The organism is Pseudomonas sp. NPDC087029 (assembly GCF_044745345.1).
GTDB classification, from domain to species: Bacteria; Pseudomonadota; Gammaproteobacteria; order Pseudomonadales; family Pseudomonadaceae; genus Aquipseudomonas; species Aquipseudomonas faucium.
This window is the reverse complement of the sequence record NZ_JBIVAB010000003.1, coordinates 461,827-486,133: the sequence shown is the minus strand read 5'-3', so window position 1 is coordinate 486,133 and position 24,307 is coordinate 461,827. Positions and strand designations below refer to the sequence as shown.

The following is a 24,307-nucleotide window of genomic DNA, read 5'->3' as shown; positions in this document are numbered from 1 at the left end:
GGCGCGGCAGATTATCGTGCTGCTTTCGACTGCCAGGAGGGCCCCGCCCCATGAGCGACGCCAACCGTGACCTGATCACCCGCTTCTACCAGGCGTTCCAGCGCCTGGACGCCGAAGCCATGGTGGCCTGCTACAGCGACGATATCGTTTTCAGCGACCCGGTCTTCGGCACCTTGCGCGGGCGTGATGCCGGCGACATGTGGCGCATGCTCACCACCCGGGCCAAGGATTTCTCCCTGACCTTCGACCAGGTGCGCGCCGACGCCGGCAGCGGCTGTGCCCATTGGGTGGCCACCTACCTGTTCAGCCAGACCGGCCGCGTGGTCATCAACGATATCCAGGCGCGCTTCGTCATTCGCGACGGCCTGATCTGCCAGCATGACGACAGCTTCGACCTGTGGCGCTGGTCGCGGCAGGCGCTGGGCATGCCGGGTGTGCTGCTGGGTTGGACGCCGATGCTGCAGAACAAGGTGCGCCAGCAGGCGTACAAAGGGCTGCGTGCCTTCCAGCAGGCGAATTGAGCGGTTGCGAAGAAAAGATGGCGAGCGATGTATCCACGACCCCGGTCAGCAAGCCCTGGTATGTCTACCTGGTAAGGGCTGCCAATGGTTCGCTGTACTGCGGCATCAGCGATGACCCGCAGCGGCGCTTCGCCGCGCATCAGAAGGGGCAGGGCGCCCGTTACTTCAAGACCAGCCCGGCGCAGGCGCTGGTGTATGTCGAGCAATGGCCGGACAAGGGCGAGGCGCTGCGCCAGGAGCGCCTGGTAAAACGCCTGCGCAAGTCGGCCAAGGAGGCGCTGGTGGCCTCCTATGGCGGGCAGTTGCTCAGTCCTTGCGGCGCTTGAGCTGATCCACCAGCTGCGTCGGCAGCCCCTTGATGATCAGGGTGCCGGCCACCTCGTCGTATTCCACCTTGTCACCCAGCAGGTGCGCCTCGAAGCTGATCGACAGGCCTTCGGCGCGCCCGGTGAAGCGGCGGAACTGGTTCAGGGTGCGTTTGTCTGCCGGGATCTCGGGCGACAGGCCATAGTCCTTGTTGCGGATGTGGTCGTAGAACGCCTTGGGGCGGTCTTCGTCGATCAGGCTCGACAGCTCTTCCAGGGTCACCGGTTCGCCCAGCTTGGTCTGGGTGGTGGCGTAGTCGACCAGGGTCTGGGTCTTTTCGCGGGCGGATTCTTCTGGCAGGTCTTCGCTTTCGACGAAGTCGCTGAAGGCCTTGAGCAGGGTGCGGGTCTCGCCCGGGCCGTCGACGCCTTCCTGGCAGCCAATGAAGTCGCGGAAATAGTCCGACACCTTCTTGCCGTTCTTGCCCTTGATGAACGAGATGTACTGCTTGGAGTTGTGGTTGTTCTTCCACTCCGACAGGTTGATGCGCGCCGCCAGGTGCAACTGGCCCAGGTCCAGGTGGCGTGACGGCGTCACATCCAGCTCGGCGTTCACTGCCACGCCTTCGCTGTGGTGCAGCAGGGCGATCGCCAGGTAGTCGGTCATGCCTTGCTGGTAATGGGCGAAGAGGATGTGGCCGCCGGTGGACAGGTTGGATTCTTCCATCAGCTTTTGCAGGTGCTCGACAGCCACCCGGCTGAAGGCGGCAAAGTCCTTTTCGTCTTCCAGGTACTGCTTGAGCCAGCCGCTGAGCGGGTAGGCGCCAGACTCGCCGTGGAAGAAGCCCCAGGCCTTGCCCTGTTTGGCGTTGTAGCTGTCGTTGAGGTCGGCCAGCAGGTTCTCGATGGCGTCCGACGCTGCAAGCTCCGTGTCCCGTGCATGGAGCACGGCGGGGCTGCCATCGGGCTTCTTGTCGATCAGGTGGACGATGCAGTGACGGATTGGCATGGAGGTCTCGGCGAGTCTGGGGCGGTCAGGGGCCGCGCTGCAAAAGTCGTCCAGTTTACCCCAGGTCACAGGCGCTGCAGTGGCCGGATGTTGGCAGAAATGCCGGTTGTTCGTTTTTTGTTCAATTTTGTGCGATTTCGGCTAAAACCCCCGAAAAACCTGCATAAAAACCACCTGGGCAGCGGATATTTCTGCATTCCTGTGGTAGCTTTGCGCGGTCTTGCGCACCTCGGGTGGCGCATTGCTGGCAGCGAGCTTACGCCGTGTCGAACCAAACGCCGATTTGCGTATCTACATTCGCGATTGGCGCGGCCCTCCAGTATTCCGGGGCTGGCCCGATAACGTCGTAGAACGCTGCATAACCACTGAATTAGATAGGGAAGGAACACCACCATGGCATTGACCAAAGACCAACTGATTGCCGACATCGCCGAAGCCATCGACGCGCCGAAAACCACCGCTCGCAACGCGCTGGAGCAACTGGGCCAGATCGTTGCCGACCAACTGGAAAACGGCGCTGAAATCACCCTGCCAGGCATTGGCAAGCTGAAAGTCTCCGAGCGTCCTGCCCGTACCGGCCGCAACCCTTCGACTGGCGCTGCCATCGAAATCGCTGCCAAGAAAGTCGTCAAGTTCGTTCCGGCCAAAGGCCTGACCGACGCCGTCAACAAGTAATTGTTGATGCGTTGACAAAACCGCGCCCGGCTTGCCCGGGCGCGGTTTTTTCATGCCTGTGATTTGCGCCGGGCGTTCCAGGCCTGGCGTGCGTCGTCGTCATGGAAGCTCCAGGCGACCATGCGGCTCTGCTTCTGCCCCTGGCCCATCTCGACGATGCGCCGCGCCTTGACGCCGGCCTTGCTCAGCGCCGCTTCGATACCCGGCAGGTTGCTGGCCTTGGACACCAGGCTGGTGAACCACAGCACCTGTTGCGCGTACTGCACGCTTTCGCCGACCAGTTGGCTGACGAAGCGAATCTCGCCGCCCTCGCACCACAGCTCGTTGTTCTGCCCGCCGAAGTTGAGCACCGGCAGCTTGCGCTTGGGGTCCTGCTTGCCCAGGTTCTTCCACTTGCGCTGGCTGCCACGGGTGGCTTCTTCGCGTGAGGCGTGGAAGGGCGGGTTGCACAGGGTCAGGTCGAAGCGCTCGTCGGCCTGCAGCAGGCCGTCGAGTATGTACTTGCGCTGGCCTTGCAGGCGCAGGGCGATGCCCTTGTTCAGGCCGTTGGCCTGCACGATGGCCTTGGCCGAGGCCAGGGCCACGGGGTCGATGTCGCTGCCCAGGAAGCGCCAGCGGTAGTCGCTGTGGCCCAGCAGCGGGTAGATGCAGTTGGCGCCCACGCCAATGTCCAGGGCGCGCACCTGGGCGCCCCTGGGCACTTCGCCGGCATTGTCCTCGGCCAACAGGTCGGCGGCCACATGGATGTAGTCGGCGCGGCCGGGTATTGGCGGGCACAGGTAGTCGGCAGGGATGTCCCAGTGCTGGATGCCGTACTGGGCCTTGAGCAAGGCGCGGTTGAACACCCGCACGGCTTCGGGGTTGGCGAAGTCGATGCTGGGTTTGCCGTGGGGGTTGGTGAGGGTGAAGCGGGCCAGGTCCGGGTGGGCCTTGATCAGGCTGGGGAAGTCGTAGCGGCCCTGGTGGCGGTTGCGCGGGTGCAGGGTGGGTTTCTCGGTCATGCTGAGGTCCTGAAATAGCATCGCCGGCAAGCCGGCTCCCACCTGTACAGCGCTGTACGTGTGGGAGCCGGCTTGCCGGCGATGGGCTGCTATGGCTTCACGCTAAGTTACAGCGCAGCAATCCGCGCATGCTGCTCGGTGAAGTTGGCCAGGGCCTGCTCGGACTCGGCCAGCTTGGCGCGTTCCTTCTCGATCACCGCAGGCGGCGCCTTGTCGACGAAGGCGGCGTTGGACAGCTTGCCGCCCACACGCTGCACTTCACCTTGCAAACGCTGGATTTCCTTGTTCAGGCGCGCAAGCTCGGCATCCTTGTCGATCAGGCCAGCCATCGGCACCAGCACCTGCAGGTCGCCCACCAGTGCGGTAGCCGACAGCGGGGCTTCGTCGGCATCGCCGAGCACGGTGAACGATTCGACCTTGGCCAGCTTCTTGAGCAGCGCCTCGTTCTCCTGCAGGCGACGCTGGTCGTCGGCATTGGCGTTCTTGAGGAACAGCGGCAGCGGCTTGCCTGGGCCGATGTTCATCTCGGCGCGGATGTTGCGCAGGCCGACCATCAGCTGTTGCAGCCATTCGATATCGCCTTCGGCCGCCACGTCGATACGGGCTTCGTTGGCCACCGGCCACGGCTGCAGCATGATGGTCTTGCCATCGATGCCCGCCAGCGGCGCGATGCGCTGCCAGATCTCTTCGGTGATGAACGGCATGAACGGGTGCGCCAGGCGCAGCGCCACTTCCAGCACGCGCACCAGGGTGCGACGGGTGCCACGGGCGCGTTCGACCGGGGCGTTTTCGTCCCACAGTACCGGCTTGGACAGCTCCAGGTACCAGTCGCAGTACTGGTTCCAGATGAACTCGTACAGGGCCTGGCTGGCCAGGTCGAAGCGGAACTGCTCGAGCTGGCGGGTCACTTCGGCTTCGGTGCGCTGCAGCTGCGAGATGATCCAGCGGTCGGCCAGCGACAGCTCGTAGGCCTCGCCGTTCTGGCCGCAGTCCTCGCCCTTGTCCAGCACGTAGCGGGCGGCGTTCCAGATCTTGTTGCAGAAGTTGCGGTAGCCTTCGACGCGGCCCATGTCGAACTTGATGTCGCGGCCGGTGGAGGCCAGCGAGCAGAAGGTGAAGCGCAGGGCGTCGGTGCCGTAGCTGGCGATGCCTTCGGGGAACTCGGCCTTGGTCTGCTTGGCGATCTTCTCGGCAAGCTTGGGCTGCATCATGCCGCTGGTGCGTTTTTCCAGCAGGGCGTCGAGGGTGATGCCGTCGACGATGTCCAGCGGGTCAAGGACGTTGCCCTTGGACTTGGACATCTTCTGGCCCTGGCCATCGCGCACCAGGCCGTGCACGTACACGGTCTTGAACGGCACCTGCGGGGTGCCATCCTCGTTCTTGATCAGGTGCATGGTCAGCATGATCATGCGCGCAACCCAGAAGAAGATGATGTCGAAACCGGTGACCAGCACGTCGGTGGAGTGGAAGGTCTTGAGGAACTCGGTCTGCTGTGGCCAGCCCAGGGTGGAGAAGGTCCACAGGCCCGAACTGAACCAGGTGTCGAGCACGTCGTCGTCCTGGCGCAGGGCCACGTCGGCGCCCAGGTTGTGCTTGGCGCGGACTTCTTGCTCGTCACGGCCGACATAGACCTGGCCGGCCTCGTCGTACCAGGCCGGAATGCGGTGGCCCCACCACAGCTGGCGGCTGATGCACCAGTCCTGGATGTCACGCATCCAGGAGAAGTACATGTTCTCGTACTGCTTGGGCACGAACTGGATGCGGCCGTCTTCCACGGCAGCGATCGCAGGCTCGGCCAGCGGCTTGGTGGAGACGTACCACTGGTCGGTCAGCCACGGCTCGATGACGGTGCCGGAGCGGTCGCCCTTGGGTACCTTCAGCGCGTGGTCATCGATGCTGACCAACAGGCCCTGGGCATCCAGGTCGGCCACGATCTGCTTGCGCGCGACGAAGCGGTCGAGGCCGGCGTACTGGGCAGGCAGGCTGGTGTCGACCTGCTCGTTGACGCTGCCGTCGAGGTTGAAGGCCTGGGCGGCGGGCAGCACCAGGGCGTTCTTGTCGAAGATGTTGAGCAGCGGCAGGTTGTGGCGTTTGCCGACTTCATAGTCGTTGAAGTCGTGGGCCGGGGTGATCTTCACGCAGCCGGTGCCAAATTCCGGGTCGCAGTAGTCGTCGGCGACGATCGGGATGCGACGGCCGACCAGCGGCAGTACCACGAACTTGCCGATCAGCGCCTGGTAGCGCTCGTCGGTCGGGTTGACCGCGACCGCGGCGTCACCCAGCAGGGTTTCCGGGCGGGTGGTGGCGACGACCAGGTAGTCCTTGCCTTCGGCGGTCTTGGCGCCGTCGGCCAGCGGGTAGCGCAGGTTCCACAGGTGGCCTTTCTCGTCGTGGTTTTCCACTTCGAGGTCGGAGATTGCCGTGTGCAGCTTGGTGTCCCAGTTGACCAGGCGCTTGCCGCGGTAGATCAGGCCATCTTCGTGCAGGCGCACGAAGGCTTCCTTGACCGCTTCGGACAGGCCATCGTCCATGGTGAAGCGCTCGCGGCTCCAGTCGACCGACGAGCCCAGGCGGCGGATCTGCCGGCTGATGTTGCCACCGGACTGCTCTTTCCATTCCCAGACCTTGTCGAGGAAGGCTTCGCGGCCCAGGTCGTGGCGGTTCTGGCCCTTGGCTTCGAGCTGGCGCTCGACCAGCATCTGGGTGGCGATACCGGCGTGGTCGGTACCCGGCTGCCACAGGGTGTTGCGGCCCTGCATGCGGCGGAAACGGATCAGGGCGTCCATGATCGCGTTGTTGAAACCGTGGCCCATGTGCAGGCTGCCCGTCACGTTCGGTGGCGGGATCATGATGGTGTAGGACTCACCTGCACCTTGCGGGGCGAAATAGTTCTCGGACTCCCAGGTGTTGTACCAGGAAGTTTCGATGGCGTGCGGCTGGTAGGTCTTATCCATGCGCGGCGGGACCCTATGGCATTAATTCGGGAAAGCCGGGAAGTATAACCAAGGTGGGGGCCGCAGGCGACAGCTGTACTCGAGTTGCCTGCCAGGGCCCCATCGCCGGCAAGCCGGCTCCCACAGGTTCACCATTGCGCTGGAGGCTGGTGCTTTACCTGTGGGAGCCGGCTTGCCGGCGATGAGGCCCTCAGGGCTTATTCGGAGCGCTGGATCAACCGCTCGATGCGCGCATCCAGGCGGCGCTTGATCTCGGTCTCGATATGCGGGGTGAAGTCGTTGATCACGTCCTGCATGATCAGCTGCGCCGCCGCGCGCAGTTCGGCCTCCAGGTGCAGCAAAGTGTCCTGGCGGCGGGTCTGCGGGTCGTCTTCGGGCTCGGGCTCGGCCTTGAGCGGCTCAGGCGCCGGCGCGGCATTGCCGGCGGGGGTGTCCAGCAGCAGTGGAATCTGCTCGACCGTCTCGGTCAACAACGGCGGCTGCAGGTCGGCATCACCCAGCAGTTGGCGAATCGACTCCAGGTCGTCGAGCAGATGGGCGGAATCGGGTAGGGCGGAGGGCTTGTCCATCGTCATTAAAGTCGCTGTAAGCGGTGGTCTTGCAGAGCATAGCCCTGTTCGCGGTAGAAACGGAATCGTTCACGGGCCGACTGGCGGATGCCTGGCTCCTCGACCACGATCTCGGCAACCCGCTGGAACTGGCCGACGAACGCGGGCACATCGGCACCCAGGTTGATCAGCAGGTCGCGGTGTTCACCGGCATCGGCGCCCAGGCCCAGGGCCACGGCGGCATCGGCATGGGCCTCGGCCAGGTCGTGGGGGACGAAGGCCTCGCCCTTGAAGTGCCACAGGCGCAGGTCCAGCGCCTGGCGCTGTTCGGCGTCCTGGCAGTGCAGGTAGACCCGGTGGCCGAGGCGCCAGGCCTTCTCGCACAGCTTGCAGGCGAAATCCAGCCGCGCCGACAGCGAGTCGGTGGGCAGGATGTAGAAATCGACTTGGCTCATGGTGGTGTCTGCCGACCGGTGGCGCGTTCAGGCGCCACCGGTCTTGCGCCATCAGGCGCCGGCGCGGTCCAGCAGGTACTGGGTCAGCATCGGCACGGGGCGGCCGGTGGCGCCCTTGTCCTTGCCGCCGCTGATCCAGGCGGTGCCGGCGATGTCCAGGTGCGCCCAGTCATAGGCCTTGGCGAAGCGCGACAGGAAGCAGCCCGCGGTGATGGTGCCGGCCTTTGGCCCACCGATGTTGCCCATGTCGGCGAACGGGCTGTCCAGCTGCTCCTGGTACTCATCGAACAGCGGCAGCTGCCAGGCGCGGTCGTCGGCGCGCTTGCCGGCGTCCAGCAGCTGGTTGACCAGTGCATCGTTGTTGCCCATCAGGCCCGAGGTGTGGCTGCCCAGGGCGACGATGCAGGCACCGGTCAGGGTGGCGATGTCGATCACCGCTTGCGGCTTGAAGCGCTCGGCGTAGGTCAGGGTGTCGCACAGCACCAGGCGGCCTTCGGCGTCGGTGTTGAGGATTTCCACGGTCTGCCCGCTCATGGTGGTGACGATGTCGCCTGGGCGAGTGGCGCCGCCGCTGGGCATGTTCTCGGCGCAGGCCAGCAGGCACACCAGGTTGATCGGCAGTTGCAGCTCGAGCACGGCGCGCAGGGTGCCGAACACGCTGGCGGCGCCGCACATGTCGTATTTCATCTCGTCCATGCCGGCGCCTGGCTTCAGGCTGATGCCGCCAGTGTCGAAGGTGATGCCCTTGCCCACCAGCACGAACGGCTTGTCAGCCTTCTTGGCGCCCTGGTAATTCAGCACGATCAGGCGTGGCGGCTGGTCGCTGCCCTGGCCCACGGCGTAGAACGCGCCCATGCCCAGGTCCTTGATCTTCTTCTCGTCCAGCACGTCGACTTTCAGGCCCTTGTGCGCCTTGCCCAGGTCCTTGGCCTGCTCGGCCAGGAAGCTCGGGTGGCACAGGTTTGGCGGCAGGTTGCCCAGGTCGCGGGTGAAGGCCATGCCGGTGGCGATGGCGCTGGCGTGCTTGACGGCGCGCTCGACCTCGGCCTGGCCGGCCTTGTCGGCCAGCAGGGTGACTTTCTTCAGTGCGCGAGGCTCGGCCTTCTGGCTCTTGAAGCGGTCGAACACATATTCGCCGTCCAGCAGGGTCTCGGCCAGCAGGCGGTACTTGCCGTAGTGGCCATCACGGTTGCTGACCGCGATATCGTCCAGCGCCAGCACCGCGTCACTGCCGTTCAGGCCCTTGAGCACACCGGCCACGCTGGCGACCAGCTTGCGGAAGGTGCGATCGCCGAGGGCGTCGTCCTTGCCGGCGCCGACCAGCAGCACGCGCTCGGCCTTCAGGCCCGGCAGGCTTTGCAGCAGCAGGGTCTGGCCAGGCTTGCCGGCCAGGTCGCCGCGCTTGAGCACGGCGCTGATGGCGCCTTCGCAAGCCTGGTCGACGGCCTTGGCAACGGCGCCGAGCTTGCGGCCTTCACCCACCGGGACAACCAATGTGGCGGTTTTTACGGATGCAGCGGCTACGCTTTTTACAACCAGTTCCATGTCAGGGTCCCCGAATGATCGATGCAGTTGGCGCTTGGATGTCTCGCGCTCTGGACGGGCCTGGCCGCGTGCTCGCGGACCAGTGGAAAAGCTGCCAGTTTGAGCCTCTGGCAAGCGTGCTGACAACCCCGTTGTCCACCTTCATGCGCGGCCAAGTGACAGGCGCGGCCAATCACAGGATAATGCGCGCACTTTACATGGAGGTTCGCCCCCGGCGAACCGGCATTGGTCTTGGCTGTCGTAAGCCTTTGTTTGGCAATCCGCCCCTGACAACCCAGGAGTGTCTGGCTTGATCGTCTTTCGTTATCTGTCCCGCGAGGTCCTGTTGACCTTGAGCGCCGTCAGCGCCGTGCTGCTGGTGATCATCATGAGCGGGCGCTTCATCAAGTACCTGGCCCAGGCGGCCCAGGGCGTGCTCGACCCGAGCGTGCTGTTTCTGATCATGGGTTTCCGCCTGCCGGGCTTCTTGCAACTGATCCTGCCGCTGGGGCTGTTCCTCGGCATCCTGCTGGCCTACGGCCGCTTGTACCTGGAAAGCGAAATGACCGTGCTGTCGGCCACCGGCATGAGCCAGCAGCGCCTGCTCGGCCTGACCATGGCACCGGCTGCGCTGGTCGCCCTGCTGGTCGCCTGGCTGAGCCTGAGCCTGGCACCGCTGGGCGTGGCCCAGGTGCAGCAGATCATCAGCCAGCAGGACGCCCTGACCGAGTTCGACACCCTGGTGCCCGGGCGCTTCCAGACCCTGCGCGATGGCTCGCGGGTGACCTACACCGAAGAGCTGTCCGATGACCGCAGCAACCTTGCCGGGGTGTTCATCTCCGAGAAGCGCTTCAACCAGGACAAGACCAAGGACCGCGCACCTTCGGTGCTGGTCGCCGAAAAAGGCCACCAGGAAGTGCAGGCCGACGGCAACCGCTACCTGGTCCTGCAAAACGGCTACCGCTACGACGGCAACCCCGGCCAGGCCGACTACCGCGCCATCAAGTACGACACCTACGGCGTGCTGCTGCCCAAGCCTGAAGTCAGCGAGGAAGTGACCGAACGCGAAGCGATCCCGACCTCCGAGCTGTTCGGCAGTGGCGGCCTGCGCGAGCGTGCCGAGCTGCAATGGCGTATCTCGCTGCCGATCCTGGTATTCGTCGTGACCCTGCTGGCGGTGCCGCTGGCCAGGGTCAACCCGCGCCAAGGCCGCTTCCTCAAGCTGTTGCCGGCGATTCTTTTGTACATGGCCTACCTGACAATGCTGATTTCCGCTCGCGGCGCCCTGGAAAAGGGCAAGTTGCCGATCGCCCTGGGGCTGTGGTGGGTGCACGCCCTGTTCCTGTTGATAGGCCTTGGCCTGATGTACTGGGAACCGCTGCGCCTGAAGATGGCTGCGCGTCGTGCGGAGGTGGCCCGTGGCTAAGCTCGATCGCTACATCGGCCAGAGCGTGCTGCTGGCCATCCTCGCCGTGCTGGGGATCATCCTCGGCCTGGCTTCGCTGTTCGCCTTCATCGATGAGATGAGCGACCTGAGCGATACCTACACCGTGATGGACGCCGGCAGCTTCGTGCTGCTGACCGCACCGCGGCGCCTGTACGACATGCTGCCGATGGCCGCGCTGATCGGCTGCCTGATCGGCCTGGGCAGCCTGGCCAGCAACAGCGAGCTGACCATCATGCGCGCCGCCGGTGTGTCCATCGGGCGTATCGTCTGGGCGGTGATGAAGCCGATGCTGGTGCTGATGCTGGTCGGCGTGCTGATCGGCGAATACGTCGCCCCGGTCACCGAGAACAAGGCCCAGGCCGACCGTTCCCTGGCCCAGGGCGGTGGTGAGGCGCAGAGCTCCAAGCGCGGCATGTGGCACCGCCAGGGCGAGGAGTTCGTGCACATCAACGCCGTGCAGCCCAATGGCCTGCTGCTGGGGGTGACCCGCTACCGCTTCGACAGCGATCGCAAGATCGTCACCTCCAGCTTCGCCCGCCGTGCCCAGTACAACCAGGACCACTGGCTGCTCAGCGACGTCAGCACCACCTACTTCCGTGGCGACCATACCGAAGTGGTCAAGGCCCCCGAGGAGCGCTGGGACGTGTCGGTCACGCCAGAGCTGCTGAACACGGTGATCCTGGCGCCGGAGTCGCTGTCCATCAGCGGGCTGTGGGACTACATCCACTACCTGTCCGACCAGGGCTTGAACAACTCCCGCTATTGGCTGGCGTTCTGGACCAAGGTGCTGCAGCCGATGGTGACGGCGGCGCTGGTGCTGATGGCGATTTCCTTCATCTTCGGGCCGCTGCGTTCGGTAACCCTCGGCCAGCGGGTGTTCACCGGGGTGCTGGTGGGCTTCGTGTTCCGCATCGCCGGCGACCTGCTGGGCCCTTCGAGCCAGGTGTTCGGCTTCCCGCCGCTGTTGGCGGTGGTGATTCCTGCGGGGGTCTGTGCCCTGGCCGGGGTGTGGTTGCTGCGCCGGGCGGGATGATGGCCTGGCTGCAATGAAAAAGCCGACCTCAGGGTCGGCTTTTTCATGGGCAGCTGCTTACGGCTATTTATTGCGCTTGGGCACCCGCACCAGCTGGGTTTGCGAATAGATGTCATGCCAGCCGCGCTGGCGCTTGTCGATCAACGACCAGAAGAAGCCCAGCCCCAGGCACAGCCACGAGGCGATCGAGACCACGAAACGCAGCAGCGCCTGCCACAGGCTGATGGCGCTGCCATCGGCGTTCTGCACCCGCACGCCCCACACCTGCATGCCCAGCGTCTGCCCGCCATGGGTCCAGAACTTGGCAAAGAAGCCGAACAGCACGAACAACAAGACCGTGGAAAGCAGCGGGTCGCCGTCCAGCGCGCCGGCTTCGGTCAGCTCGCGCATGCGGGCTTCGCCGATGATCGCCATCTGGATCATCTTGTAGGCACCGGCAGTGACGATCAGCAGCGCCGTGCACAGCAAGAAGTCATAGAACATCGCCGCCAGACGCCGGCCAAGGCCGACCGGTGGGAAATCACCCTGGGGTGAGAGCAGAGGCTTGGACATGCAAAACGGCTCCGAATGGCGAAGCCGGTATTCTACGGGCAAAAAAAAGCCCCTGCACTGGGCAGGGGCTTTCTTTCGAAGTCTCGAGCGGCTTAGCCGAGGACCTGAACCTTGTCAGCCTGCATGCCTTTCTGGCCCTGGACTGCTTCGAAGGTGACTTTCTGGCCTTCTTTCAGGCTCTTGAAACCGTTGCCTTCGATGGCGCGGAAGTGCACGAACAGATCAGCACCGCTTTCTGGGGTGATGAAACCGTAACCTTTTTCGTCATTGAACCACTTGACGGTACCGTTCTGACGCTCAGCCATTGTCTTATTTCCTATGAAGCTTGAATTTTAATGACAGTTTCTTTCACGTTATATAAGAGTGAAAGAGTACTGGGCTGGGTTGCAGGAAAGTAAGAGACGTCGAACGGGTTGTAGCAGATTGCGGCTACTGGCCCAGGTCACGAACTGTTGCGACCCATGCAAACACAGTGAAGTGACTCTACGCCAACTCCCGCGAAAAAAACAAGCCCTTGGTCGTCTGGAAAATCAGGCTTTTTCCAGTGACCGAACAGTTTGTTGGAAACGGCATGCAGCCTGGCCTGGCGCCGTGTTCAAAAGTTATTGGGCAGGTTCGAAATCGAATATCGCGAACCTGCCAGATAACCTCACACGGTGCCTTCAACCGCGATAGTAACGTTGCGGAACAAAAGGCATTTTGCTGACTTTCAGGGCCACCTTCTTACCGCGCACCCTGGCAAACAGCGGTGTATCGATTGCGCCATGTTCGATATCGACATAGCCCATCGCAAGCGGTGCACCGAGTGTCGGGCCGAAGCCGCCACTGCACACTTTGCCGACCACTTTGTCAGTTGCATCGACAATCTCGGCGCCTTCGCGCACTGGGGTGCGTTCCTGGGGCAGCAAGCCGACGCGCTTGCGTGCCACACCCTGTTGCTGTTGGGCGAAGATCGCCTCGGCACCGGGGAAGCCACCGGCACGGGCGCCGTCGGCGCGGCGTACCTTGGAGATCGCCCAGAGCAGGCTGGCCTCGATCGGCGTGGTGTTGGTGTCCATGTCGTGGCCGTACAGGCACAGGCCGGCTTCCAGGCGCAGCGAGTCGCGGGCACCCAGGCCGATCGGTTGCACCTCGGGTTCGGCCAGCAGGCGGCGGGCGAGGGCTTCGGCGGCTTCGACCGGCACCGAGATTTCGTACCCGTCTTCGCCGGTGTAACCCGAGCGGCTGATGAAGCAGTCCTGGCCGAGCAGGCTGACCGGACGGAACTGCATGAAGGTCATGCCGGCCACTTCCGGCGCCAGGCGCTCGAGCACCTTGGCCGCAGCCGGGCCTTGCAGGGCGAGCAGGGCGCGCTGTTCGAACAGCGGCTGGACTTCGCAGCGGCTGGCGATGTGCCGTTGCAGGTGGGCCAGGTCCTGGTCCTTGCAGGCGGCGTTGACCACCAGGAACAGGGTGTCGTCGCCCAGGTTGGCGACCATCAGGTCGTCAAGGATGCCGCCTTGCTCGTTGGTGAACATGGCGTAGCGCTGCATGCCCACCGGCAGGTCGACGATGTCCACCGGCACCAGGGTTTCCAGGGCCTGGGCAGCGTCCTTGCCGCGCAGGATGATCTGGCCCATGTGCGACACGTCGAACAGGCCGGCTTGTTCGCGGGTGTGCAGGTGCTCCTTGAGCACGCCCAGCGGGTACTGCACCGGCATGTCGAAGCCGGCGAACGGCACCATGCGTGCGCCCAGTTCCAGGTGCAGGGCGTGCAGCGGGGTCTTTTGCAGTGTTTCGGACATCAAGGACTCCTTGGTTTTATTGTCGGGTCAACATTCGATGATGTTGACGGCCAGACCGCCGCGGGCGGTCTCCTTGTATTTGCTTTTCATGTCGGCGCCGGTCTGGCGCATGGTGCGGATCACCTTGTCGAGCGACACGAAGTGTTGCCCGTCGCCGCGCAGGGCCATGCGCACCGCGTTGATGGCCTTCACCGAGCCCATGGCGTTGCGCTCGATGCACGGCACCTGCACCAGCCCGCCGATCGGGTCGCAGGTCAGGCCGAGGTTGTGTTCCATGCCGATCTCGGCGGCGTTCTCGACCTGCTGCACGGTGCCGCCCATCACTTCGCACAAGGCGCCGGCGGCCATCGAACAGGCCACTCCGACCTCGCCCTGGCAGCCAACCTCGGCCCCGGAGATCGAGGCGTTTTCCTTGTACAGGATGCCGATCGCGGCAGCGGTGAGCAGAAAGCGCACCACCCCATCCTCGCTGGCACCCGGCACGAAGCGCATGTAGTAGTGCAGCACTGCCGGGACGATGCCGGCCGCGCCATTGGTGGGCGCCGTGACCACACGCCCGCCGTAGGCGTTTTCTTCATTGACCGCCAGCGCGTAGAGGTTGACCCAGTCGAGCACCGTCAGTGCATCGCGCAGGTTGGCTTCCGGGTGCTGGCTGAGCTGGCGATACAGCGCCGGGGCGCGGCGCTTGACCTTCAGCCCGCCCGGCAGGATGCCTTCATGGCGGTAACCGGCCTGGACGCAGTCCTGCATCACCTGCCAGATGCGCAGCAGGCCGGCGCGGGTCTCGGCCTCCGGGCGCCAGGCGGCCTCGTTGGCCAGCATCACCTGGCTCACCGACAACTGTTGCGCGGTGCAATGCCCGAGCAGCTCCTTGGCGGTCTTGAACGGGTAGGTGAGCGGCGTGCTGTCCTCGACGATGCGGTCGTGGCCGGCGGCATCTTCATCGACCACGAAACCGCCACCCACCGAGTAGTACTCGCGGCTGCGGATCTGCAGGCCGGCGCTGTCGAAGGCGCGGAAGATCATGCCATTGGGGTGGTAGGCCAGCGGCTTGCGGATCATCGCCAGGTGCTGTTTTTCAACGAAGGCGATGGCGTGCTCGCCGAGCAGGTGCAGCTGGCCGCTGGCGCGGATCGCCTGCAGGCGGGCGGGGATGGCTTCGGTGTCGACGGTATCCGGGTGCTCGCCTTCCAGGCCGAGCAATACCGCCTTGTCGCTGCCATGGCCCTTGCCGGTGGCACCCAGCGAGCCATACAGCTCGGCCTTGACGCTGGCGGTGCTGGCCAACAGGCCGTCGCGCCGCAGGCCTTCGGCAAAGCGCGCAGCGGCGCGCATCGGGCCGACCGTGTGGGAGCTGGAGGGGCCGATGCCGATCTTGAACAGGTCGAAGACACTCAGGGACATGGTGGTTCCTCCTGAAGACGCTGGGGGCCGCTTTGCGGCCCTTTCGCGACACAAGGCCGCTCCTGCAGGGACAAGCACCGCCCTGTAGGAGCGGCCTTGTGTCGCGAAAGGGCTGCGCAGCAGCCCCAGCCTTTCACAGGCCGCCTCAAGCGTCCTGATAGCTCTCGATCGACGGGCAGGCGCAGACCAGGTTGCGGTCACCAAACACGTTGTCGACCCGCCCGACCGGCGGCCAGTACTTGCTTTCCACCAGGCTCGGCAGTGGGTACACCGCCTGCTCGCGGCTGTAGCCATGGGCCCATTCGCCAACCAGCTCGGCCGCAGTGTGCGGGGCGTTCTTCAGCGGGTTGTCGTCCTTGTCCAGGCTGCCGTTCTCCACGGCGCGAATCTCTTCGCGGATCTGGATCATGGCCGCGCAGAAGCGGTCGAGTTCTTCCTTGGACTCGCTTTCGGTCGGTTCGATCATCAGCGTGCCCGCCACCGGGAAGGACATGGTCGGGGCGTGGAAGCCGAAGTCGATCAGGCGCTTGGCCACGTCGTCGACGCTGATGCCACTGGTGTCCTTGAGCGGGCGCAGGTCGAGGATGCATTCGTGGGCGACCAGGCCATTGCCGCCGGTGTACAGCACAGGATAGTGCTCTTCCAGGCGGCGGGCGATGTAGTTGGCGTTGAGGATCGCCATCTGCGAAGCGCGCTTGAGCCCGGCACCGCCCATCATGCGAATGTACATCCAGGTGATCGGCAGGATGCTGGCGCTGCCGAACGGTGCGGCGCACACGGCGCCTTCGCGGTTTTCCAGCTGGGCGTGGCCCGGCAGGAACGGCGCCAGGTGCGACTTGACGCCGATCGGGCCGACGCCCGGGCCGCCACCGCCGTGGGGGATGCAGAAGGTCTTGTGCAGGTTCAGGTGCGACACGTCGCCGCCGAACTTGCCCGGGGCGCACAGGCCGACCATGGCGTTCATGTTGGCGCCGTCGATGTAAACCTGGCCGCCGTTGTCGTGGATGATCGCGCAGATCTCGCCGATCGCTTCCTCGAACACGCCGTGGGTCGACGGGTAGGTGATCATGATCGCGGCCAGGCGCTCGCGGTGTTCGATGGCCTTGGCCCGCAGGTCCTCGACATCGACGTTGCCGCGGGCGTCACAGGCGGTGACCACCACGCGCATGCCGGCCATGTGCGCGGTCGCAGGGTTGGTGCCGTGGGCCGAGGACGGGATCAGGCAGATGTCGCGGTGGCTTTCGCCGCGGCTGCGGTGGTAGGCGCGGATCGCCAGCAGGCCGGCGTACTCGCCCTGGGAGCCTGCGTTGGGCTGCAGCGACACGGCGTCGTAGCCGGTGGCGGCGCACAGCATCGCTTCCAGCTCCTGGGTCATCTGCAGGTAGCCCTGGCTCTGCTCGGCCGGGGCGAACGGGTGCAGATTGCCGAATTCGGCCCAGGTCACCGGGATCATTTCGCTGGCGGCGTTGAGCTTCATGGTGCACGAACCCAGCGGGATCATGCTGCGGTCCAGCGCCAGGTCCTTGTCGGCCAGGCGGCGCAGGTAGCGCATCAGCTCGGTTTCGCTGTGGTAGCGGTTGAACACCGGGTGCTCGAGGATCGCCGACTGGCGCAGCAGGGCGGCTGGCAGGCGCGAGGCGGTGCTGGCGGCCAGGCTGGCGAAGTCAGGTTGTGCCTGGCCGTTGGCGAAGACTTGCCACAGGGCCTCGACATCGGCCTGGGTGGTGGTTTCGTCAAGCGACAGGCCCAGCGAGCCGGCGTCGATCTGGCGCAGGTTGATGCGCTGCTCACGGGCCTTGGCGTGCAGGCTGGCGGTGGCGTTGCCGGTGGCCAGGGTCAGGGTGTCGAAGGCGGTGTCGCCCAGCACCTCGATGCCCAGGGTTTTCAGGCCGGCGGCAAGGATCGCGGTCAGCGCGTGGGTGCGCTGGGCAATGCGCTTGAGGCCTTGCGGGCCGTGGTACACGGCGTACATGCTGGCGATGTTGGCCAGCAGCACCTGGGCGGTGCAGATGTTGCTGGTGGCCTTTTCGCGGCGGATGTGTTGCTCGCGGGTCTGCATGGCCAGGCGCAGGGCGGTCTTGCCGAAGCGGTCGATCGACACTCCGACCAGGCGGCCCGGCATGTCGCGCTTGAAGGCGTCGCGGGTGGCGAAGTAGGCGGCGTGCGGGCCACCGAAGCCCAGCGGTACACCAAAGCGCTGGGCGCTGCCGATGGCCACGTCGGCATCGAATTCGCCCGGCGGTGTCAGCAGGGTCAGGGCCAGCAGGTCGGCAGCCACGGCCACCAGGGCGTTGGCGGCGTGCAGGCGCTGCACCAGTTCGCGGTAGTCGAACACTTCACCGTTGCTGGCAGGGTATTGCAGCAGGGCGCCGAAGAAGGCGCTCACATCGCCGAGCTCGCGCTCGTCGCCCACCACGATTTCGATGCCCAGGGGTTCGGCGCGGGTGCGCAGCACGTCGAGGGTCTGTGGGTGGCAGTGCACGGAGGCGAAGAAGGCATGGCTGGCCTTGTTCTTCGACAGGCGCTTGCAGAAGGTCATGGCTTCGGCGGCGGCGGTCGCTTCGTCGAGCAGCGAGGCGTTGGCGATCGGCAGGCCGGTCAGGTCGCTGATCAGCGTCTGGAAGTTCAGCAGCGCTTCGAGGCGGCCCTGGGAAATTTCTGGCTGGTACGGGGTGTAGGCGGTGTACCAGGCCGGGTTTTCCAGCAGGTTGCGCAGGATCGGTGCTGGGGTGTGGGTGTTGTAGTAGCCCTGGCCGATGTAGTTCTTGAACAGCTGGTTGTTGCCGGCGATGGCCTTCAGTGCGGCCAGTGCATCGGCTTCGCTCTGGCCGTCTTCGCTGCCGAGCACGCTGGTGCCCTTGATGCTGTCGGGGATGACGGCGGCGCTCATGGCGTCCAGCGAGTCGAAGCCCAGGGTGGCCAGCATGGCCTGTTCGTCAGCGGCGCGCGGGCCGATGTGGCGCGCGATGAATTCGTTGGCGGTGCCGAGGTTAGTGGTCATGGCGAATTCCTCAGGCGTCGTCGTTGGCTTTGATCAGGCGGTCGTAGGCGTCCTGGTCGAGCAGGGCGGCCACTGCCTGGCTGTTGGCGGGCTTGAAGCGGAAGAACCAGCCTTCGCCCAGCGGGTCTTCGTTGACCAGCTCGGGGCTGTCGTTGAGGGCTTCGTTGACGGCCAGCACTTCACCTTCCAGCGGCATGTACACGCCGCTGGCGGCCTTCACCGATTCGACGGTGGAGACTTCAGCGCCTTTGTCGTACTGCTGCAGCTCCGGCAGTTGCACGAAGACCACATCGCCCAGGGCGTTCTGGGCGTAGGCGGTGATGCCCACGGTGACACTGCCGTCGGCCTCGGTGCGCAGCCATTCGTGATCTTCAGTGAAACGCAACTCGCTCATGGGGAATCCTCAAGGGGCAGGGCGTTGGGCGCGGTGGGTTCGCGCTCTTGGGTTGGGATTCCTTCAAGCAATATCTCGGCCACCTACAAAAAAGTCATATAAATCATATATTTATAGATTCGTGGTAAGTGTTGTTGCTTTTGAGTGGAATGAAATCGATACGGAATGCGTGGGTCAGAAAAGGGTTTGAGGATCAAACCCTTGGCTGTGGGTGCCGGAGAGGGGTTGTATCGATTTCAATACGATGTAGTGAAATCGATACAATAGTGTGGCGAGGGCTTTACAGGACGGTGAAGAAGGGCAGGGCGAGGTAGAGCTTGATCACGATCACGTTGATGATGTCGATGAAGAAGGCGCCCACCATCGGCACGACCAGGAAGGCGATATGCGAAGGGCCGTAGCGTTGAGTCACGGCCTGCATGTTGGCGATGGCCGTCGGTGTCGCCCCCAGGCCGAAGCCGCAATGCCCTGCCGCGAGCACGGCGGCGTCGTAGTTGCTGCCCATGAGCCTGAACGTGACGAAGATGGCGAACAGCGCCATCACCAGCGTCTGCACGGCCAGGATGATGAAGAATGGCAACGCCAGTGCAGCCAGGTCCCACAGTTTCAGCGACATCAGGGCGATGGCCAGGAACAGCGACAGGCTGACATTGCCCAGTACCGACACTTCCCGCTCGAACACCTGGTACAGGCCGAACATCGCCAGCCCGTTTCGCAGCAGCACGCCCACGAACAGCACGCAGACGAATGTCGGCAACTCAAAGGCGGTGCCCAGCAGCAGGCCGTTGAGCACGGAGCCACCCATCAGGCTGACCGAAATCAGGGCCAGCGATTCGACCATCGAGAACGGGGTGATCAAGCGCTCCTTGTTCGGCTGTTCGAACCCCTTGGGCAAGTGCGGGGTTGGCTGGTCCAGCCCCGGCGCCTGCACCCGGCTCATGAGCAGGCGGGCGACGGGGCCACCAATCAGGCCGCCCAGCACCAGGCCGAAGGTTGCGGCCGCCAGCGCCAGCTCCGACGCCGAGGCCAGGCCATATTTCTCGCTGAAGGTCGCCCCCCACGCAGCGCCTGTGCCATGGCCGCCCGACAGGGAAACCGAGCCGGACAGCAGGCCCATCAGGGGGTCTAGGCCCAGCGCCTTGGCCAGCCCGATGCCCATGGCGTTCTGCACCAGCAGAAGGCCGGTGACGGCAAAGAGGAAAATGGCCACCACGCGGCCGCCTTTCTTCAGGCTGGCAAGGTCGGCGTTAAGGCCGATGGTGGCGAAGAAGGCCAGCATCAGCGGCGATTGCAGCGAGGTGTCGAACTGCACCTGCACATCGAGGCCGCGCAGGCCCAGCAGCACCAGGGCAACCACCAGGCCGCCCGCTACAGGTTCGGGGATGTTGTAGATGCGCAGGAAATGGATGCGTGCGACAAGGCCGCGTCCGAGGAGAAGTACCAGCGATGCGGCGACCAGCGTTCCATAGAAATCAAGCTCAAGCATTCTGTAACTCTTTGTTGTATTCGGGCGTGAACGGTGCCTCCATTTTCGCGGGGGTGATGGCCAAATATGTGTAGGAAAAAGCTGTAGAAAATCAGGAATTAGCTTTGGGGATGCCGTATTTGCGCAAACGTTGCGCAATCGCGGTATGCGAGGTCTGCAAGCGCCCGGCCAACTGCCGGGTCGAGGGGTAGCTGGCATACAGGCGCTGCAGCAACTCGCGCTCGAAATCGCCCACTGCCTGCTCCAGGCTCGCCACCTCACCATCCTGGCCGCGTGCCACCGAGGTGCCGGCAATGTCCAGGTCGCCGATGTCCACCAGGTTGCCTTCGCAAATCGCAGCGGCGCGGAAGATCACGTTCTGCAGCTGGCGCACGTTGCCTGGCCAGGGGTTGGCCAGCAGCGCCGAGTGGGTGGCGGGTGTCAGCCGGCAGGGCGGGCGCTGGATCTGCGTGCAGGCCTGCTGCATGAAAAAATGCGCCAGCATGAGGATGTCCTGGCCACGGTCGCGCAGCGGCGGCACCTGCAGGTTGAGCACGTTGAGGCGGTAGAACAGGTCTTCGCGGAAGGTGCCCTCGGCGACCATGCGCTCAAGGTCGCGGTGGGTGGCGCTGATGATGCGCACATCGACCTTCACCTCGCGGTCGCCGCCCACTCGGCGGAAGCTGCCGTCACTGAGAAAACGCAGCAGCTTGGCCTGCAGGTAAGGAGACATCTCGCCGATTTCGTCGAGAAACACCGTGCCCTGGTTGGCCAGTTCCATCAGCCCGGGCTTGCCGCCGCGCTGGGCGCCGGTAAAGGCGCCGGGGGCATAGCCGAACAGCTCGCTCTCGGCCAGGCTCTCGGGCAGGGCGGCGCAGTTCAGGGCCAGGAAGGGCGCGGCATGGCGGCTGCTGATGGCGTGGCAGGCGCGGGCCACCAGCTCTTTGCCGGTGCCGGTCTCGCCATGCACCAGCAGCGGGGCATCCAGCGCCGCCACGCGCAGGGCGCGGGCCTTGAGGGTGCGGATGGCCGGGGAGTCGCCGAGCAAGGCGTCGAAGCCTTCGGCGTGGTCGTGGTGCAAGGCCGACAGGCGTTCGCCCATGCGGTTGGGCGGGTACAGGGTGAGCAGGCCACCGGCGTTGGTGATCGGCGTGGCGTCCAGCAGCAGGCTCTGGCCGTTGAGCTGCATCTCGCGCATCGGCAGGTGGAAGTTGTTGTCCAAAAGCGCCTGGAGCAGGCCGGCGTCATTGAACAGCTCGCCCACCGAGCGCCCGGCCGATTCGCGGCCGCACAGGGCGATTAGCGCGGGGTTGGCCAGCAGCACTTTGCCTGCGCTGTCCACCGCCAGCACCGGGTCGCTCATGGCGGCCAGCAGGGCATCGAGCTGCAGGTGGCGGCGTTGCCCGGGGAGGATGTCGACCACGTCCACCGACTGCACGCCATGCACTTCGAACAGCGCGTCGTGCAGCTCTTCGAGCACGGCCGGGCTGAGGGTCGGGGCGTCGATGTAGACGTTCGGCGGGACCATCTCCACGGCGTCCAGGTTGAGGTGGCGGGCACCGAGCAGGGCCAGGACTTCCTGGGTGATGCCGACGCGGTCGATGAAGCTGACGTGGATGCGCATGAAGAGGGCAGGCTGGTTGCCGGAGGAGGGCGGTAGTATGCCTTGGTGTTACGGGTGAAGCCTAATCGCCGGCAAGCCGGCTCCCAAAGGTATTTCGCTGCCCTGGGTTCAGCGCAGTACCTGTGGGAGCCGGCTTGCCGGCGATTGGGGGCTCAATCGGGGCTGTCGATCTTGACCGCGTCACCGGACTTCATGTCCAGCTTGTGGCGGATATCTTCGAACATCAGGTCGTAGAGCTTGTGCGGCGAGCTGAGGTTCTCGAATTTCTTGGGCGGTGCGAGGTAGGACTGGGCCTTGCGGCTCAGCACCATCAGGAAGCTGGGCAGTACCTGGTCCTTGGGCAGGAAGAACTTCTCGTCGACCGGCTTGCCCTCGATGGTGCCATGCATGTGGAACTGGATGCCACGGCCTTCCTTGGGGTCGAGCGTGGTCGCTTCGTACTCGATGTTGAGGTCGTAGCTGTGGTCAAGGGTGTTGAGGGCGTCGCGCTCGATGTGCACGTGACCGGGCTCGTACTTAGCCATGGCGGAATCTCCGAAAGGGTGAAAATGGCGGGCACCCAGGTGCCCGCCTACTGCAATCAACGGTAGCTGATTCCTGGCTTGGCGATGCTCACGCGGGTGCCGCCGGTACCTTGCACGATCTTCTCGATGTTCTCCAGCGAACCAATCACCGCCACCCGGCCGGTCAGGCGGGCGAACTCGCAGGCTGCCTGGACTTTCGGGCCCATGGAGCCGGCGGCAAAGCCCAGGCGCTCGAGCTCGTCGGGGTGCGCTTCGGCGATGGCTTTCTGGGTTGGCTTCTTGTAGTCGATGTACGCGGCATCGACGTCGGTGGCGATCACCAGCAGGTCAGCGCGCAGTTCCCTGGCCAGCAGGGCCGAGCACAGGTCCTTGTCGATCACCGCTTCGATGCCCTTGAGGGTGCGCTTGGTCTTGTCAGGGTCGTACATGGTGGGGATGCCACCGCCGCCGGCGCAGATCACCACGGTGCCGCGTTCCAGCAGCCAGGTGATGGGCTTGATCTCGAAGATACGGATCGGCTTGGGGCTGGCCACGACCCGGCGGTACTTGTCGCCGTCGGGCTTGACCTTCCAGCCCTTTTCGTCGGCCAGGCGCAGTGCTTCGTCCTTGTCGTAGACCGGGCCGATGAACTTGGTCGGGTCTTTGAAGGCAGGGTCGTTAGGGTCGACTTCGACCTGGGTCAGCAACGAGGCGAACGGCACTTCGAACGGCAGCAGGTTGCCCAGCTCCTGTTCGATCATGTAGCCGATCATGCCCTCGGTTTCGGCACCCAGCACGTCCAGCGGGTAGGCTTCGTCCGGCTTGTAGGAGAGGCCCTGGAGGGCCAGCAGGCCGACCTGCGGGCCGTTACCGTGGGCGATGACCAGCTCGTTGCCCGGGTGAACCTTGGCGATCTGTTCGGCGGCGGTGCGGATATTGGCGCGCTGGTTGTCAGCGGTCATGGGTTCGCCGCGGCGCAGCAGGGCGTTGCCGCCCAATGCAACAACGATACGCATGGGGAATGTCCTTTGCGGATGTGCAGAAGAGAAAGCAGCTCGCCCCCACAAGGGGGGCGAGGTGCGCCGTCAGAGGTCGGCCAGGGTCGAGACGAGGATCGCCTTGATGGTGTGCATGCGGTTTTCCGCCTGCTCGAAGGCGATGCAGGCGGGCGACTCGAACACGTCGTCGGTCACTTCGATGCCGTTGGCCATCTCAGGGTACTGTTCGGCGATCTGCTTGCCGACCTTGGTCTCGGAGTTGTGGAACGCCGGCAGGCAGTGCATGAACTTGGTGCGTGGGTTGCCGGTGGACTTCATCAGCTCCTTGTTCACCTGGTAGGGCTTGAGCAGCTTGATGCGCTCGCCCCAGGCTTCGATCGGCTCGCCCATCGATACCCAGACGTCGGTGTGGACGAAGTCCACGCCCTTGACTGCGGCTTTCGGGTCTTCGGTCAGGGTGATGCGGGCACCGCTTTCTTCCGCGTATTTCTTGCAGCGCTCGACCAGGTCGTCATGTGGCCACAGCGCCTTCGGCGCGGCGATGCGCACGTCCATGCCGAGCTTGGCGCCGATCAGCAGCAGCGAGTTGCCCATGTTGTTGCGGGCATCGCCCAGGTAGGCGTAGCTGATGTCGTGCAGTGGCTTGTCGCTGTGCTCGCGCATGGTCAGCACGTCGGCGATCATCTGGGTCGGGTGGTATTCGTCGGTCAGGCCGTTGAACACCGGGACGCCGGCGAACTTGGCCAGCTCTTCGACGATTTCCTGCTTGAAGCCACGGTATTCGATGGCATCGTACATGCGCCCGAGTACGCGGGCGGTGTCCTTCATGCTTTCCTTGTGGCCGATCTGCGAGGAGTTGGGGTCGATGTAGGTGACGTTGGCGCCCTGGTCATAGGCGGCGACTTCGAAGGCGCAGCGGGTGCGGGTCGAGGTCTTTTCGAAGATCAGGGCGATGTTGTTGCCCTTCAGGTGCTGCTGCTCGGTGCCGGTGTACTTGGCGCGCTTGAGGTCGCGGGACAGGTCCAGCAGGTAGCGCAGCTCGCGCGTGGTGTGGTGCTCGAGGCTGAGCAGGTTGCGGTTGTGGATGTTGAACGCCATGACTGATTCTCC

General features: G+C 64.6%; 22 protein-coding genes. 5 read left to right on the top strand and 17 right to left on the bottom strand.

Features of this window, described 5'->3' with window-relative positions:
• The first annotated feature begins 50 nt into the window (after positions 1 to 50).
• Both ACIPG5_RS08105 and ACIPG5_RS08100 read left to right on the top strand, forming a co-directional pair.
• Positions 51 to 521, top strand: a complete 471-nt coding sequence (locus tag ACIPG5_RS08105) for a nuclear transport factor 2 family protein (RefSeq protein WP_286913928.1) — start codon at positions 51 to 53, stop codon at positions 519 to 521.
• A gap of 17 nt (positions 522 to 538) precedes the next feature.
• A complete protein-coding gene (locus ACIPG5_RS08100) occupies positions 539 to 847 on the top strand; it encodes a GIY-YIG nuclease family protein (RefSeq protein ID WP_176514607.1) in 309 nt (102 codons plus the stop codon).
• Here the strand turns inward: ACIPG5_RS08100 and yejK are convergent.
• Complete coding sequence (gene yejK, locus ACIPG5_RS08095; protein ID WP_176514609.1) at positions 828 to 1,835, bottom strand: nucleoid-associated protein YejK; 1,008 nt, start codon at positions 1,833 to 1,835, stop codon at positions 828 to 830. The two genes, ACIPG5_RS08100 and yejK, sit on opposite strands and share 20 nt — an antisense overlap.
• Before the next feature lie 393 nt (positions 1,836 to 2,228).
• On the opposite strand from yejK, the gene ACIPG5_RS08090 reads away from it, so the two are divergent.
• Positions 2,229 to 2,510, top strand: coding sequence for an HU family DNA-binding protein (locus ACIPG5_RS08090; RefSeq protein ID WP_027920195.1), 282 nt, complete (start codon positions 2,229 to 2,231; stop codon positions 2,508 to 2,510).
• Between the two features lie 50 nt (positions 2,511 to 2,560).
• Here the strand turns inward: ACIPG5_RS08090 and rlmF are convergent, their stop codons facing one another.
• From rlmF to ACIPG5_RS08065, 5 genes are all read right to left on the bottom strand, one after another.
• On the bottom strand, positions 2,561 to 3,511 hold the full coding sequence (gene rlmF / locus ACIPG5_RS08085; protein WP_401374183.1) for a 23S rRNA (adenine(1618)-N(6))-methyltransferase RlmF: 951 nt from the start codon (positions 3,509 to 3,511) through the stop codon (positions 2,561 to 2,563).
• Between the two features lie 107 nt (positions 3,512 to 3,618).
• On the bottom strand, positions 3,619 to 6,465 hold the full coding sequence (locus tag ACIPG5_RS08080; RefSeq protein WP_176514614.1) for a valine--tRNA ligase: 2,847 nt from the start codon (positions 6,463 to 6,465) through the stop codon (positions 3,619 to 3,621).
• 197 nt (positions 6,466 to 6,662) lie between these two features.
• Positions 6,663 to 7,034 (bottom strand): DNA polymerase III subunit chi, encoded by a 372-nt coding sequence (locus ACIPG5_RS08075; RefSeq protein WP_176514616.1) that lies wholly within the window; start codon positions 7,032 to 7,034, stop codon positions 6,663 to 6,665.
• A gap of 5 nt (positions 7,035 to 7,039) precedes the next feature.
• Positions 7,040 to 7,468, bottom strand: coding sequence for a DNA polymerase III subunit chi (locus ACIPG5_RS08070; protein ID WP_176514618.1), 429 nt, complete (start codon positions 7,466 to 7,468; stop codon positions 7,040 to 7,042).
• A gap of 51 nt (positions 7,469 to 7,519) precedes the next feature.
• Positions 7,520 to 9,013, bottom strand: a complete 1,494-nt coding sequence (locus ACIPG5_RS08065; protein ID WP_236236728.1) for a leucyl aminopeptidase — start codon at positions 9,011 to 9,013, stop codon at positions 7,520 to 7,522.
• Positions 9,014 to 9,302: 289 nt separating this feature from the next.
• On the opposite strand from ACIPG5_RS08065, the gene lptF reads away from it, so the two are divergent.
• Positions 9,303 to 10,418 carry an LPS export ABC transporter permease LptF gene (gene lptF, locus ACIPG5_RS08060; protein WP_176514622.1) on the top strand — a complete coding sequence of 372 codons (1,116 nt, stop codon included), beginning with the start codon at positions 9,303 to 9,305 and terminating at the stop codon, positions 10,416 to 10,418.
• A complete protein-coding gene (gene lptG / locus ACIPG5_RS08055) occupies positions 10,411 to 11,472 on the top strand; it encodes an LPS export ABC transporter permease LptG (protein ID WP_176514624.1) in 1,062 nt (353 codons plus the stop codon). The genes lptF and lptG overlap by 8 nt, the downstream gene beginning before the upstream one ends.
• A gap of 63 nt (positions 11,473 to 11,535) precedes the next feature.
• Here the strand turns inward: lptG and ACIPG5_RS08050 are convergent, their stop codons facing one another.
• The 11 genes from ACIPG5_RS08050 to ACIPG5_RS08000 all read right to left on the bottom strand — a co-directional run bounded on the left by ACIPG5_RS08050 (position 11,536) and on the right by ACIPG5_RS08000 (position 24,295).
• Entirely contained in the window at positions 11,536 to 12,024 is a 489-nt protein-coding gene (locus ACIPG5_RS08050) for an RDD family protein (protein WP_401374177.1), read from the bottom strand.
• 92 nt (positions 12,025 to 12,116) lie between these two features.
• Entirely contained in the window at positions 12,117 to 12,329 is a 213-nt protein-coding gene (locus ACIPG5_RS08045) for a cold-shock protein (RefSeq protein ID WP_008094261.1), read from the bottom strand.
• Positions 12,330 to 12,686: 357 nt separating this feature from the next.
• The gene (gene gcvT, locus ACIPG5_RS08040; protein WP_401374174.1) at positions 12,687 to 13,811 is read right to left on the bottom strand and encodes a glycine cleavage system aminomethyltransferase GcvT; all 1,125 of its coding nucleotides are present in this window, start codon (positions 13,809 to 13,811) and stop codon (positions 12,687 to 12,689) included.
• Positions 13,812 to 13,835: 24 nt separating this feature from the next.
• Positions 13,836 to 15,212: an L-serine ammonia-lyase gene (locus ACIPG5_RS08035; RefSeq protein WP_401374171.1), complete on the bottom strand. Its 1,377-nt coding sequence runs from the start codon at positions 15,210 to 15,212 to the stop codon at positions 13,836 to 13,838.
• 145 nt (positions 15,213 to 15,357) lie between these two features.
• Positions 15,358 to 18,213, bottom strand: coding sequence for an aminomethyl-transferring glycine dehydrogenase (gcvP, locus tag ACIPG5_RS08030; RefSeq protein WP_401374169.1), 2,856 nt, complete (start codon positions 18,211 to 18,213; stop codon positions 15,358 to 15,360).
• A gap of 10 nt (positions 18,214 to 18,223) precedes the next feature.
• Positions 18,224 to 18,607 carry a glycine cleavage system protein GcvH gene (gene gcvH, locus ACIPG5_RS08025; RefSeq protein ID WP_286914333.1) on the bottom strand — a complete coding sequence of 128 codons (384 nt, stop codon included), beginning with the start codon at positions 18,605 to 18,607 and terminating at the stop codon, positions 18,224 to 18,226.
• A 280-nt stretch (positions 18,608 to 18,887) separates the two neighbouring features.
• On the bottom strand, positions 18,888 to 20,093 hold the full coding sequence (gene gltS, locus ACIPG5_RS08020; protein WP_401374165.1) for a sodium/glutamate symporter: 1,206 nt from the start codon (positions 20,091 to 20,093) through the stop codon (positions 18,888 to 18,890).
• A gap of 91 nt (positions 20,094 to 20,184) precedes the next feature.
• Positions 20,185 to 21,696, bottom strand: a complete 1,512-nt coding sequence (locus ACIPG5_RS08015) for a sigma-54-dependent transcriptional regulator (protein WP_176514638.1) — start codon at positions 21,694 to 21,696, stop codon at positions 20,185 to 20,187.
• A 152-nt stretch (positions 21,697 to 21,848) separates the two neighbouring features.
• Positions 21,849 to 22,220, bottom strand: coding sequence for a DUF5064 family protein (locus ACIPG5_RS08010; protein WP_176514639.1), 372 nt, complete (start codon positions 22,218 to 22,220; stop codon positions 21,849 to 21,851).
• A gap of 56 nt (positions 22,221 to 22,276) precedes the next feature.
• Positions 22,277 to 23,215 (bottom strand): carbamate kinase, encoded by a 939-nt coding sequence (gene arcC, locus ACIPG5_RS08005; RefSeq protein WP_176514640.1) that lies wholly within the window; start codon positions 23,213 to 23,215, stop codon positions 22,277 to 22,279.
• Between the two features lie 69 nt (positions 23,216 to 23,284).
• Positions 23,285 to 24,295: an ornithine carbamoyltransferase gene (locus tag ACIPG5_RS08000; RefSeq protein ID WP_176514641.1), complete on the bottom strand. Its 1,011-nt coding sequence runs from the start codon at positions 24,293 to 24,295 to the stop codon at positions 23,285 to 23,287.
• Positions 24,296 to 24,307: the final 12 nt, after the last annotated feature.

Coding starts and splice junctions, on each gene's coding strand:
- ACIPG5_RS08105 (WP_286913928.1), top strand. CDS start 51: ATGAGCGACGCCAACCGTGACCTGATCACCCGCTTCTACCAGGCGTTC.
- ACIPG5_RS08100 (WP_176514607.1), top strand. CDS start 539: ATGGCGAGCGATGTATCCACGACCCCGGTCAGCAAGCCCTGGTATGTC.
- yejK (WP_176514609.1), bottom strand. CDS start 1,835: ATGCCAATCCGTCACTGCATCGTCCACCTGATCGACAAGAAGCCCGAT.
- ACIPG5_RS08090 (WP_027920195.1), top strand. CDS start 2,229: ATGGCATTGACCAAAGACCAACTGATTGCCGACATCGCCGAAGCCATC.
- rlmF (WP_401374183.1), bottom strand. CDS start 3,511: ATGACCGAGAAACCCACCCTGCACCCGCGCAACCGCCACCAGGGCCGC.
- ACIPG5_RS08080 (WP_176514614.1), bottom strand. CDS start 6,465: ATGGATAAGACCTACCAGCCGCACGCCATCGAAACTTCCTGGTACAAC.
- ACIPG5_RS08075 (WP_176514616.1), bottom strand. CDS start 7,034: ATGGACAAGCCCTCCGCCCTACCCGATTCCGCCCATCTGCTCGACGAC.
- ACIPG5_RS08070 (WP_176514618.1), bottom strand. CDS start 7,468: ATGAGCCAAGTCGATTTCTACATCCTGCCCACCGACTCGCTGTCGGCG.
- ACIPG5_RS08065 (WP_236236728.1), bottom strand. CDS start 9,013: ATGGAACTGGTTGTAAAAAGCGTAGCCGCTGCATCCGTAAAAACCGCC.
- ACIPG5_RS08050 (WP_401374177.1), bottom strand. CDS start 12,024: ATGTCCAAGCCTCTGCTCTCACCCCAGGGTGATTTCCCACCGGTCGGC.
- ACIPG5_RS08045 (WP_008094261.1), bottom strand. CDS start 12,329: ATGGCTGAGCGTCAGAACGGTACCGTCAAGTGGTTCAATGACGAAAAA.
- ACIPG5_RS08035 (WP_401374171.1), bottom strand. CDS start 15,212: ATGTCCCTGAGTGTCTTCGACCTGTTCAAGATCGGCATCGGCCCCTCC.
- gcvP (WP_401374169.1), bottom strand. CDS start 18,213: ATGACCACTAACCTCGGCACCGCCAACGAATTCATCGCGCGCCACATC.
- gcvH (WP_286914333.1), bottom strand. CDS start 18,607: ATGAGCGAGTTGCGTTTCACTGAAGATCACGAATGGCTGCGCACCGAG.
- gltS (WP_401374165.1), bottom strand. CDS start 20,093: ATGCTTGAGCTTGATTTCTATGGAACGCTGGTCGCCGCATCGCTGGTA.
- ACIPG5_RS08015 (WP_176514638.1), bottom strand. CDS start 21,696: ATGCGCATCCACGTCAGCTTCATCGACCGCGTCGGCATCACCCAGGAA.
- ACIPG5_RS08010 (WP_176514639.1), bottom strand. CDS start 22,220: ATGGCTAAGTACGAGCCCGGTCACGTGCACATCGAGCGCGACGCCCTC.
- arcC (WP_176514640.1), bottom strand. CDS start 23,215: ATGCGTATCGTTGTTGCATTGGGCGGCAACGCCCTGCTGCGCCGCGGC.
- ACIPG5_RS08000 (WP_176514641.1), bottom strand. CDS start 24,295: ATGGCGTTCAACATCCACAACCGCAACCTGCTCAGCCTCGAGCACCAC.